Here is an 11,592-nt window from a genome sequence, read left to right on the forward strand (position 1 = left end):
GCTTTCGTAAGCGCTTTCGGTTACGATTACACGAGATTCCGCCCTGAACAAGGGGGTCCGCACCGGTATGGCAGAGCGACCTTCCCTCCCATCCCCCCCTCGCCTGGTCGACGTGGCCAAGGCGGCCGGGGTGTCGCTGGCGACGGCCTCACGGGCCATGACCGGCAGCACGGGCGTGAGTCCCGAGGTCGCGGCGCACGTCCAGGCGATCGCGTCCCAGGTGGGCTACGTGCCCAACAGCCACGCGCGGGCGCTGGCCGGCGGGCAGGCGTCGATGGTCGGGCTGATCGTGCACGACGTGGGCGACCCCTACTTCGCCGAGATCGCCAGGGGCGTGCTGCGCGAGACCGAGAGCCGCGGCTACCTGGCGCTGATCAGCCAGACCGAGCGCGACCCGCGGGCCGAGCTGTCCAGGGTGCGCGCGCTGCGCGCCCACCGGGTGACCTCGATCGTGCTGGCCGGGTCGGGGTACGTCGAGGCCGCCACCGAGGCCGACCTCGCCGCCGAGCTGCGTTCGTTCACGGGGGCGGGGGGCCGGGTCGCGGTGATCGGCCGCCACCACCTGGCGATCGACGCGGTGCTGCCCGACAACGCCGCAGGCGGCGCGAGCCTCATGCGCCACCTCCTCGACCTGGGCCACCGCCGCCTGGGCGTGATCGGCGGCCCGCCCAACCTGACCACGGTGGAGGACCGGCTGGCGGGGCTGCGCACGGCGTACGGCGCGGCCGGGCTCGACTGGGACACCGTCCCCCTGGTGCACGGCGACTTCACCAGGGAGGGCGGCGCGACGGCCGCGGCCCGGCTGCTGCGGGCCCACCCCGACCTGACGGCGGTGGTGGCGCTGAACGACCCGATGGCGGTCGGCGCGCTGTCCTGGCTGCTCAACCACGGGCACCGGGTGCCCGGCGAGATCTCGGTGGCCGGGTTCGACGACGTGCCCGTGGCGGAAGACGTCTACCCGGCGCTCACCACCGTGCGCCTGCCCATGGTGGGCATGGGCAGGCAGGCACTGGAGCTGGTGCTCAAGCCGCCCGCCGCGCGCCCGCGCCGCCGGCGTACGCGCCACGAGCTGGTGGTCCGGGCCTCCACCGCCCCGCCACCCCGCTGACCTGCGCGGGAAGCGGGCGACGCGCGTCACGTGCGGCGGCGGGGACGCGTAAGGACCCCGCACCGGCCCTTGACAGGGTCTTGCCTGGAGTTACGATCACGACGTCCCAGAAAGCGCTTTCCCGCCCCTTCGGGCGCTGCGAGAGGATCCCCCGATGCCCGCCTTTCGCACTCTCACCGTCGCGGTCGTCCTGCTGCTGACCGCCCTGTTCGCACCCCCGGCCGTCGCCGCCGCGCCGGTCCCGATCGACGACCCGATCCCCGAGAAGCCCACGCCGTCGCCGCTCACGCTGACGCTGGAGGAGTTCGCCTCCTTCCCCAAGACCGAGACGATCCCGGAGCCCACCGACCCGCGCCTGGTGCGCTGGGCCAGGATCAACTACCTCGGCGAGCTGCCCGACGGCTCGCGCCGCCTGTACGCCAACGACCTCAACGGCAAGCTCTACCTGCTCGGCAGGGACCGGCAGCCGAAGGAGTACCTCGACGTGGCCGCCGCGTTCGCGCCCGACTTCGTCTCAGGGCGCGGGCTGGGCAGCGGCTTCGGCTTCGCCGCCTTCCACCCCGAGTTCGGGCGCAACGGCAGGTTCTACACCGTGCACACCGAGTGGGGCGACGCGCTCACCACGAAGACCCCCGACCTGCCGGCCCAGCCCGGCACCAGGTTCCACGGCGTGATCACCGAGTGGACGGCCGCGAACCCCAGGGCCGCCACCTTCACCGGCACCCGCCGCGAGGTGCTCAGGCTCGGCTTCTCCGGGCAGGTCCACGGCATCCAGCAGATCGACTTCAACCCGGCCGCCCGCCCCGGCGACGCCGACCACGGGCTGCTCTACGTCGCGGCGGGCGACGGGGGCCGGGGCGTCACCAGCGACGACGCGCAGAACCTGGCCATCCCCCAGGGCAAGATCCTCAGGATCGACCCCGACAGCTCCACCGGCAAGTACGACATCCCGCCCTCGAACCCGTTCGCCGGCCAGGCGGGCAAGCTCGGCGAGATCTACGCGTACGGCATGCGTGACCCCCACCGCTTCAGCTTCGACTCCAAGGCCGGCAACCGGCTGTTCCTCGGCCACATCGGCGAGCACGCCATCGAGGCCGTCTACGACGTCGGCCCCGGCGACAACCTGGGCTGGAGCGAGCGCGAGGGCTCCTTCGTGTTCGACCAGGCCGACCGCTGCAACCTGTACACACTGCCCGACGACGACGAGCAGTACGGCTACACCTACCCGGTGGCCGCCTACGACCACGACCCGCCGCCCGGCCACCCGTGCACCGCCGACAGCGGCCACGCCATCGTCGGCGGGTTCGTCTACCGGGGCGACCGGCTGCCGCTCCTGTACGGCAAGTACCTGTTCGGCGACATCGTGGACGGCCAGGTGTTCTACACGGTCGCCGCCGACATGCGGGAGGAGACCGGCACCCGGGCCACCATCTACCAGCCCCGCCTGGTCGACGCGGCCGGCAGGCCGGTCACCATGCGGGACCTGTCCGGCGACACCCGGGTGGACCTGCGCTTCGGCCAGGACGCCGCGGGCGAGCTGTACGCCCTGTCCAAGGCCAACGGCAAGATCTGGAAGGTGACGAAGGCCACGTACGCGCCGTCGGGCGTGCTGCCGTCGTTCCGTCCCGGCCTCGTGGCCGCGTACGACTTCGAGCACCCCGTGCCAGGAGACCCGGCCCGCGAGCAGGACCAGGGCCTGTCGGGCACCCCCATCTCGCTGGTCAACGGCGGCGCGGCGATGCGCGTCGCGGACGGCGCGTACCGGGGCAGCACGCACAGCCTGCAGACCCGGCAGGTCGACCAAGCGGCCGCAGGCAACGACGACTGGAAGGCCGGGGTGTACGCCGAGACGGGCCTGCCCAGCCTGCGGGCCTTCAACGCCGCCTCGGGCACCACGATCATGGGGTGGTTCAAGATGACCGGCACCGGGCCCGCGCTCAACACCAACACCGCCGACCCGGCCGACCGCTACGGCGCGATCGGCCTGGCGGGCGTCCTCAGTGGCGACTCCCAGGGCCACGACGTGCGGGCGCTGCTGGAGCTGATCACCGTCGAGGGTGAGCTACGGGTGGTGGCGCTGGCCAGGAGGGTGGACGGGTCCGCCTCCCAGACCTTCGCCGCGAACCTGCCGTGGCAGACGATCCTGCCACGCGACCGGTGGGTGTTCCTGGCCGCCACCTTCGACTTCGACACCGGGGCGATGCGCCTCTACCGCGACGGCCGCGCGCTCGACGGCTCCTACACCGTGGACGGCGACCCGTGGGGGCTGAAGGGCGACCCCGAGCCCGACCTCACCTCGGCGACCGACCCGCGCGGCATCAAGATCGGCGGCAGTCACCCGCAGAACACGCGGGAGCAGAACCCGTGTGACTGCCGCATGGACGGCCTGATGTTCCTGGACAGGGTCGCCACCCCGGGCGAGATCCGCGCCCAGTACGCCCTCCTGCGCTGATCGGGCGATCACCTCGGAACGGGCACGGAGACCGGCCCCCTCACCCGACCACCTGCATCTTCTTCCTGTGGTCGGTGAGGTGGAGGTCCCCGCCGAGCCGTTCCTTGAGCAGATCGAGCACCTTCCTGCTGGACAGCACCGTCCACAGGTTCCCGACAAGGTGCGGGTGGTACTCGGGCGCGGCGTCCATCCAGGCGTCCTTGCCCGCCTGGGTCTTGAACGTCGTCACGAAGAACTCGCCGTCCGGGGTCTTGCAGTACCCCGTACGCAGCTCAGTGGCGTTCACCTGCATCTTCGGCGCGCACCCGACCTTGGCCGAGAGCTGCTCGACGGTCAGGGGCGCGGCGACGGCCCGCTGCGCGCCCGCCGCGACGTGGCCGCCGCCGCTCCCGGAGGAGCAGGCGGCGGCCAGTCCGGCCAGCAGCGCGAGAGCGGCCAGACGTGGAAATGTCGTCATATCCCGGGGTACGCAGCGCTGCCGAAGCGGGTTCACCGCAACCCTCGCCGCGCCGGGCACCGCTCACTCCGGGCGGGCGGTGCGCAGGTCGAACAGCTCGGACGGCGAGATGGGCATGCGGTCGATCTCGATGCCCTCGGCATCCTCCAGGGCCGAGGCGATGACGGCGGAGACCGGGATCACGCCGGCCTCCCCCGCCCCCTTGACACCGAGCGGGTTGAGCGGCGAGGGCGTCTCCAGGTGGCCGGTCTCGATGTGCGGGATCTCGGTGGCGTACGGCATGAGGAAGTCCATGAAGGAGGCGTTGACGAGCTGCCCGTGCTGGTCGTAGACCATGCGTTCGTACAGGGCGCCGCCGATGCCCTGGGCCACCCCGCCGTGGATCTGCCCCTCGACGATCATCGGGTTGATCAGCCGCCCGCAGTCGTGCACGACGGCGTAGCGCGCGACGGTGATCTCGGCGGTGTCGGGGTCGGTCTCGACGATGGCGGCGTGCATCCCGGCCGCGAACGTGGACCGGATCGGCGAGTAGTAGTCCTTGCCCTCCAGCCCCGGCTCGTCCCCCTCGGCCACGGGCGGGCGGTCGGGGGCGGCGGCGCCGGCGAACTGGGTCGCCTTGGCCGTCTCCTCGTCGAAGGCGTAACGCAGCGGGTTGGCCAGCACCGCCACCGTGGACAGCGGGATGGAGGCGGCCGGTGTCCCGCTCACGTGCACGATCCCGTCGGCGATGTCGAGGTCGGCGGGGTTCGCCTCCAGCGCGTCGGCGGCGATGCGCAGCGCCTTCTCGCGTACCTTCCTGCAGGCCAGGGCGACGGCGTTGCCGCTGACGACGGCGGCCCTGGAGGCGAAGGTGCCCACCGCGTACCCGAAGCGGCGGGTGTCGCCGGTGACCACGCTGACGCGGTCGATGGGCACGCCCAGCTCGGTGGCGGCGATCTGGGCGAAGACCGTCTCGTGGCCCTGCCCCTGTGAGGTGAGCCCGGTGGAGACGTGGACGCGTCCGTCGGAGGTGACCTGCACGTGCCCGCCCTCGTACGGCCCCACGCCCGTGCCCTCCACGTAGCAGCCGATCCCGATGCCGCGCCCCGGGCGGCGCTCGAAGGAGTCCCAGCCGATGAGTTCCTTGATCATGCGGAGCAGCTCGGGGTAGTTCCCGCTGTCGTAGATCAGCGGCCGGCCGTCCTGGAAGATCATCCCCTGGTCGTACGGGAACTCCTCGGGCCGGATGAAGTTGACCTCCCGCACCTCCGTACGGTCCTTGCCCAGGTATCGGGCGATCTTGTCCATCGTGCGTTCCATGCAGAACACGCCCTGCGGCCGCCCGGCCCCGCGATAGGGGGTGACCTGCACGGTGTTGGTGTAGACGGCGGTGAACTCGACCCGGTAGGCCCCCGGCTTGTACGGCCCGAGAAGCTGCGTGGAGGTGACGATGGGCACGATGATCCCGTACGGCGTGTAGGCGCCGTGGTCGTGCAGGATCGTCACGTCGAGCCCCAGCACGCGCCCGTCGTCGTCGAACCCCACGCGCACGTACTGCACCTGCGCCCGCTCGTGCGCCGAGGCCACGAAGTGCTCCCTGCGGTCCTCGGCCCACTTCAGCTCGCGGCCGAGCGTCATGGCGGCCCACGGGACGAGCACCTCCTCGGGCCACGGGTGCACGATCTTCACGCCGAAGCCGCCGCCCACGTCGGGGGCGATCACCTCGACCTGCGGCAGCGGCAGCCCGAGCGCGGCGGCCACGGCCATGCGCACGCTGGTCGAGGTCTGGGTGCTGGAGTAGACGCGCAGGTCGCGGCCGTCCCAGCGGGCGTACACGCCGCGGCCCTCCAGCGGCATGCTGGCGCTGCGCTCGATGTCGAGCCGGAACGCGAGCGTGTGCGGGGCGGTCTCGATGGCCTCCCTCGCGCCGCGCCCGTCGGCCGCGGGAACCTCCTGGACGAGGTGGGCGCCGACGTTCCCCGGCACGTCCCGGTGCACGAGCTGGGCCCCCTGAACGGCCTCCGCCAGGCCCACCACCGGTTTGAGCGGCTCGTAGTCGACCTCGATGAGCGCGCAGGCGTCCTCGGCGGCGTAGCGGTCGGCGGCCACGACCATGACCACCGGCTCGCCGACGTGCCTGACGACCTCCCTGGCCAGCGGGTAGGCGGTGCGCCCGTGGGTGAGCGCGGGGTGCGGGATCAGCAGCGGCAGGGCCCGGCCGACGCGTTCTGGCAGGTCCTCCCAGGTGTAGATGGCGACGAGCCCCTCCACGTCGAGCGCCGGGCCCACGTCGATGTCGCGGATGCGGGCATGGGCGTGCGGCGACCGTACGAACGCCGCCGCCAGCGCGTCGTGACCCAGGTCGTCGAGGTAGCGGCCCTGCCCGGTGAGCAGCCGCGGATCCTCCCTGCGCGGTACGGGCTCCCCGAACAGCCTCGTCGTCATGCCTCCTCCGCCAGCAGCTCGGCGGCCCGGTGGACGGCCTTGACGATGTTCTGGTAGCCGGTGCAGCGGCACAGGTTGCCCGAGATGCCCTCCAGCACCTCCTCCTCGGTGGGGGCCGGGTTCTCCCTGAGCAGGGCGGTCACCGTGCACAGGAAGCCCGGCGTGCAGAACCCGCACTGCAGCCCGTGGCACTCGGCGAAGGCCCGTTGCACCGGCGACAGCCCGCCGTCCGCGTCCGCCAGCCCTTCCACGGTGGTCAGCTCGGCGCCGTCCACGGTCACGGCGAACGTCAGGCACGACCGTACCGGCAGGCCGTCGAGCAGCACCGTGCAGCAGCCGCAGACGCCGTGCTCGCAGCCCACGTGGGTGCCGGTCAGGCCGAGGTCGTGCCGCAGGCAGTCGGACAGCAGCCGCCGCGCCGGCACGCGTACGCGGCGGGCGGTGCCGTTCACGACGAGGGTGATCTCATGCTCCACGGGCCGCCGCCCCTTCCCGCGCCGCGTTGCGCAGCGCCCGCTCTGCCAGCACGCCCACCAGGTGCCTGCGGTAGGCGGCTGAGGCGTGGATGTCGTCCTCGGGTTCGGTGGCGTCGCGCACGCGGGCCGCCGCCGCGCGCCAGTCGGTCTCGCCCGCGTCCAGCTCCACGACGACGGGCACCGGCCCGACCCCGATGCACGCCACCTTGGCCGTGACCACCTCCCCCAGGCTGACCACGGCGCACACGCCCGCCAGCGCGTAGTCGCCGTGCCTGCGGGCCACCTCCTCGAACGCGACCCCGGCGCCCTCCCCCAGCGCAGGGAAGAACGCCGACACGGCCAGCTCGTCCGGCCGGACGTCCGACTCCATCGGCCCGACGAAGAACTCCCCGGCCGGCACGTCCCGTACGGCCGTGCCGCCGTTCCCGTCCCGGCGGGCCACCCGTACGTGCCCGCCCAGCACGGCCAGCACCGCGGGCAACTCGGCCGCCGGATCGGCGTGCGCGAGGCTGCCCACCACGGTCCCCCTGTTGCGGATCACGGGATGGGCGACCAGCTTGAGCGCCCGCGTGAGCAGCGGATGCAGCCCCGCCCGCTCGGCCTCTGAGTGCCTGACCAGCGCGCCGACCCTGACCCCCGCCGGGGTCGTCTCGACGGTGTCCAGCCCGGCCACCCGGTTGATGTCGACGAGGTGCTCGGGCGCGGCCAGCCGCATGTTGAGCATGGGGATGAGGCTCTGCCCGCCGGCCAGCACCTTCCCGCGCACCTCGGCGAGGGTCCGCAGAGCCGCGCCGAGGTCGCGCGGCGCGTGGTGGACGAACGGCGGCGGCTTCACGCCTCGCTCCGTACGGGCTCGGGAGTGCGCCCGGCGATGGCGCGCAGCAAGTGGTAGCCGCCCAGCACGACGACCGTGCCGAGCGTGATGCCCTCCAGGACGAACTCCCCGCTGATGAGGTGCCTCACAGGTCCGATGGCCAGAATGATGCCCGCCCCGATCGGAACCATGTTCACGGGATCGGCGAAGTTCACCCGGTTCTCGATCCAGATCTTGGCGCCGAGCAGGCCGATCATGCCGTACAGGATGACGGTCACGCCGCCGAGCACGCCACCCGGCGTGGCCGCGATGAGCGCCCCGAACTTCGGGCAGAGCCCGAACAGGATCGCGATGACGCCCGCGATGTAGTAGGCCGCCGTCGAGTACACCTTGGTGGCCGCCATGACGCCGATGTTCTCCGCGTACGTGGTCGTGGGGGAACCGCCGACGGCGCTGGTGACCACGGTGCCGACGCCGTCGGCCAGCACGGCCCGGCCCACGTACGGGTCCAGGTCCGTCCCGGTCATCTCGCCCACGGCCTTGACGTGCCCGATGTTCTCCGCGATCAACGCGATCACGGCGGGGAGCACCAGCAGCACGGCGGAGGTCCTGAAGTCGGGCCCGTGGAAGTCCGGCAGCCCGAACCAGGGCGCGGCGGCCACCGCGTCGAAGCTCACCCGGTCGTGCGGGAAGGCCGTGGCCACGCAGTACGTCCCCTCGGCCGGGCAGCTCGCCCCGGCCGCGTCGCGCAGGTTGACCCCCGGCAGCACGGACGTGACCGGCCCCGCGACCCGATCCAGCACCCACGACAGCCCGAACCCGGCCACGAGCCCGACCAGCACCCCGACCCGCCCGAGGAACCCCTTGAACAGCACGATCACCACGAACGTGATCAGCATCGTGGCGAACGCCATCCAGTGGTCCTGCGGCCAGTAGGTGTCCGCCGCCACGAACGCCAGCCCGAACCCGATCAGCATCACGACCGCGCCGGTCACCACGGGCGGGAAGACCCGGTGGATGACGCCCACGCCGAGGAAGTGGATGGCCAGCCCGGCCAGCGCCAGCACCAGCCCGGCGACCAGGATGGCGCCGGTCACCAGGGCGTCCGCGCCGCCGGTGTCGCCGCCCGCCGCGGCCCTGATGGCGACCACGCCGCCCAGGAAGGAGGCGCTGGTGCCCAGGTAGCTGGGGACCTTGCCCTTCACGATGAGCAGGAACAGGATCGTCGCGACACCCGACATCATCACGGCCACGTTCGGGTCCAGCCCCATGACGAGGGGGAAGACGAACGTCGCGCCGAACATCGCGATCACGTGCTGCGCCCCGAACCCCACCATCCGGGGCCAGCTCAGCCTCTCGTCGGGCCTGACCACCTCGCCGGGAGCCAGGTGCTTGCCGTCACCGTGTTTGGTCCATCCCACAACCATGCGAGCCCCTCTTGTGCTGGGCGCTGGGCCGGCGACCCGTTCCGTTGCGGGCACATTAGGCCCGCCGGCCCGCTCCTACACGGGCATGATCTGCCAAATCCGCCCCGCCCACCAGAGAAAACCTCGCAGAGAACGACCACTCTCACCGTTCGGCTTGTCACGCACCGCCATGCCCTCCTAGCCTGAGGGCAGAACGCCCGGCACTCAGCTCCCGGGCCTTACGGCCCTCACCACGAGGGCCGTTTCTTCTTGCCCAGCGCACCCAACGCGCAAAGGCCCTCAGTTCCTGTACGCGGGACCGCTCCCGGTCTCCTGCCTGATGGAGTGGATCGCGGCGCACAGGTCGGAGTCGGCCGGGACGAGCATGACCATGTCCATCCTGCCGTCGCGCACCGCCATCACGTCCTAACATGTAGCTACCCGCCCGGGGCTATGATCCCGGGTACTACGGCCCCCGTCACGGGGGCCGTTTCTTTTCGTGGGCGCGCCCGACACCGCGCCCCCTCGCGTCACTCCACCCTGATCGAGAAGCCGTCGCCGCTGACCACCTGACCCGACCGGATCTTGGCTCGCTTGCGCAGCTCCACCTCTCCGTCCACCCGCACCAGCCCTTCGGCGATGAGGTGCTTGGCCATGCCGCCCGTCTCCGTGATCCCGCAGTACTTCAGCAGGTCACACAGCGGGATGAAGTCGGAGCGCAGTTCGAAGTCCACGCTGCCCAAGCCTAGGACCACGGCCAGGGACCCCGGCCAGGGACCACGACGGTCAGATCCCCCGCATGCGCAGCACGTGAAGGGCCAGCGTGAGGTTGAGGCGCAGGTGCGGGTCGTCGGTGAAGGTGCCGAGCAGCCGCTCCAGCTTCCCGATGCGGTAGCGCAGCGTGTTGTAGTGGAAGTGCAGCCGCCGCGCCGTCTCGGCCACGTTGAGGTTGGTCTCCAGGAGCGCCTGCAGCGTACGGCGCAGGTCCGCGTTCTCGGCGTCGTCGTCGGAGGCGAGCGGCCCGAGCGTCTCGCGGACGAACGCGTGCAGTTCGTCGGTGTCGTTCACCAGCGACAGCAGCCGGTACACCCCGAGCTGGTCGAAGTGGGCCACCGCCCCCGGCCCGTGGAGCTGGCGGCCCACCCGGGCGGCCTTGAGCGCCTGCGAGTACGCCTCCGGCAGCGTCTCCGCCCCCGGGCTCGGCCGCGAGGTGCCGGTCGAGAACGTGGCGGGCGGCACGTCGAGGAAGGCCGCGGCGGCGTCCCTGGCCACCCTGGCGGCGTCGGTGGCGGCGCCCACGACGGCCACCACCTCGTGCGAGAACCCCGCCACCGCCCCCTGCGGGTCGTGCCTGCGGATGGCGGCGGTCCAGCACGACACCAGCCGGTCCTGGGCGCTGCGCTCGTCGCCGTCGGGGTCCAGCTCGGCGACCAGGACGACCACCGGCCGCGCCAGGTCCCACCCGAACGCCCCGGCCCTGGCGGTCACCCGGTCGGCCGCGCCGGCCCGTCCGGTGAGCACGTCGCGCAGGAAGTCGGCGCGGTACTTGCTCTCGACGGCGTTGACCGCCTCCTGCCGGGTGACGACGAGCGCGGCGACGGTGGCGGCGCGTTCGAGGATGCCGACGTCGCTGTCCCTGATGGCTCCCGACGGGCTGTAGGCCACGATCCTGCCGTGGTGGTGGCCGCCGGCCAGGACGGGCACGGAGGCGAACGCGCGTACCCGTCCCGGCGGGCCCTCGCTGGAGATCGACTCGCACAGGACGGTCACGTGGTCGGCGGGACCGGCGGTGGCCAGCACCCGGCCGGAGCCGTCCACGGCGGCCACGGACACGTCGAGGAGCGTGGCCACCTCGGCGGTGACCTCGTCGAGCCCGCCCCCGGCCAGCACCACCTGCACCAGCGCCCGGTGGGCCTCCTCGGCGCGGGCGAGCACGGCGGCCTGGCGGTTGAGTATGTCGGTGAGCACCTGGTTGAGGATGTCGTCGAAGCCGACGTCGTTCGGCAGCAGGATGAGGGGGAAGCCGAGCCGGTCGGCCTGCTCGGTCATCTCGTCGGGCAGCTTGTCCACGTACCGGCCGAGTTTGATGGCCAGGGCGGCCAGGCCGCGCTCGTCCAGGTCGGCGACCAGCCGGCCGAGCGACTGCGGGGTGTTGCGCAGCGGGTAGCCGGTGGTGAGCAGCAGCTCGTGCGGCTTGACCCAGGGCAGGATGTCGGGCACCTCCATCACGTTGAGCCGCTGCACGATGCGGCCCAGCCCGCTCTCCCCCGCGATCAGCCTGGCCTCGGCGAGGGTGGACACGCCGAGCACCTCCTCGACGGACACGCCGTGAATGATCGTGCCGGTGCTGGCGAGGCGGACGGGGGGTTCCATGGGGAGATTGTGACCCCGGAAGCGGTCTGTCAGGAAGAGCCAACCTTCCCGCTCACTGTTGGCAAATTTACCCGTACGGAGG

At 72.2% G+C, this 11,592-nt stretch carries 9 protein-coding genes; 2 read left to right on the forward strand and 7 right to left on the reverse strand.

Going from position 1 to position 11,592, the window contains the following annotated elements:
• The first annotated feature begins 67 nt into the window (after window positions 1-67).
• On the forward strand, window positions 68-1,108 hold the full coding sequence (locus ACZ6S0_RS03385) for a LacI family DNA-binding transcriptional regulator (RefSeq protein WP_465912973.1): 1,041 nt from the start codon (window positions 68-70) through the stop codon (window positions 1,106-1,108).
• 154 nt (window positions 1,109-1,262) lie between these two features.
• A complete protein-coding gene (locus tag ACZ6S0_RS03390) occupies window positions 1,263-3,560 on the forward strand; it encodes a PQQ-dependent sugar dehydrogenase (protein ID WP_465912974.1) in 2,298 nt (765 codons plus the stop codon).
• 40 nt (window positions 3,561-3,600) lie between these two features.
• Here ACZ6S0_RS03390 and ACZ6S0_RS03395 read toward each other — a convergent pair whose 3' ends face one another.
• The 7 genes from ACZ6S0_RS03395 to ACZ6S0_RS03425 all read right to left on the reverse strand — a co-directional run bounded on the left by ACZ6S0_RS03395 (window position 3,601) and on the right by ACZ6S0_RS03425 (window position 11,510).
• Window positions 3,601-4,017, reverse strand: coding sequence for a hypothetical protein (locus ACZ6S0_RS03395; RefSeq protein WP_465912975.1), 417 nt, complete (start codon window positions 4,015-4,017; stop codon window positions 3,601-3,603).
• Window positions 4,018-4,080: 63 nt separating this feature from the next.
• Entirely contained in the window at window positions 4,081-6,441 is a 2,361-nt protein-coding gene (cutA, locus tag ACZ6S0_RS03400; protein ID WP_465912976.1) for an aerobic carbon-monoxide dehydrogenase large subunit, read from the reverse strand.
• A complete protein-coding gene (locus ACZ6S0_RS03405; RefSeq protein WP_465912977.1) occupies window positions 6,438-6,917 on the reverse strand; it encodes a (2Fe-2S)-binding protein in 480 nt (159 codons plus the stop codon). The genes cutA and ACZ6S0_RS03405 overlap by 4 nt, the downstream gene beginning before the upstream one ends.
• Window positions 6,907-7,752, reverse strand: coding sequence for an FAD binding domain-containing protein (locus ACZ6S0_RS03410; protein WP_465912978.1), 846 nt, complete (start codon window positions 7,750-7,752; stop codon window positions 6,907-6,909). Before ACZ6S0_RS03410 ends, ACZ6S0_RS03405 begins: the two co-directional genes overlap by 11 nt.
• Window positions 7,749-9,158 carry a uracil-xanthine permease family protein gene (locus tag ACZ6S0_RS03415; RefSeq protein WP_465912979.1) on the reverse strand — a complete coding sequence of 470 codons (1,410 nt, stop codon included), beginning with the start codon at window positions 9,156-9,158 and terminating at the stop codon, window positions 7,749-7,751. Before ACZ6S0_RS03415 ends, ACZ6S0_RS03410 begins: the two co-directional genes overlap by 4 nt.
• A gap of 509 nt (window positions 9,159-9,667) precedes the next feature.
• Window positions 9,668-9,871: an RNA-binding S4 domain-containing protein gene (locus ACZ6S0_RS03420; RefSeq protein ID WP_344892473.1), complete on the reverse strand. Its 204-nt coding sequence runs from the start codon at window positions 9,869-9,871 to the stop codon at window positions 9,668-9,670.
• Between the two features lie 52 nt (window positions 9,872-9,923).
• Entirely contained in the window at window positions 9,924-11,510 is a 1,587-nt protein-coding gene (locus ACZ6S0_RS03425) for a PucR family transcriptional regulator ligand-binding domain-containing protein (RefSeq protein ID WP_465912980.1), read from the reverse strand.
• Window positions 11,511-11,592 lie beyond the last annotated feature (82 nt).

The organism is Nonomuraea sp. NPDC051298 (genome assembly GCF_055586305.1).

Coding starts and splice junctions, on each gene's coding strand:
- ACZ6S0_RS03385 (WP_465912973.1), top strand. CDS start 68: ATGGCAGAGCGACCTTCCCTCCCATCCCCCCCTCGCCTGGTCGACGTG.
- ACZ6S0_RS03390 (WP_465912974.1), top strand. CDS start 1,263: ATGCCCGCCTTTCGCACTCTCACCGTCGCGGTCGTCCTGCTGCTGACC.
- ACZ6S0_RS03395 (WP_465912975.1), bottom strand. CDS start 4,017: ATGACGACATTTCCACGTCTGGCCGCTCTCGCGCTGCTGGCCGGACTG.
- cutA (WP_465912976.1), bottom strand. CDS start 6,441: ATGACGACGAGGCTGTTCGGGGAGCCCGTACCGCGCAGGGAGGATCCG.
- ACZ6S0_RS03415 (WP_465912979.1), bottom strand. CDS start 9,158: ATGGTTGTGGGATGGACCAAACACGGTGACGGCAAGCACCTGGCTCCC.
- ACZ6S0_RS03425 (WP_465912980.1), bottom strand. CDS start 11,510: ATGGAACCCCCCGTCCGCCTCGCCAGCACCGGCACGATCATTCACGGC.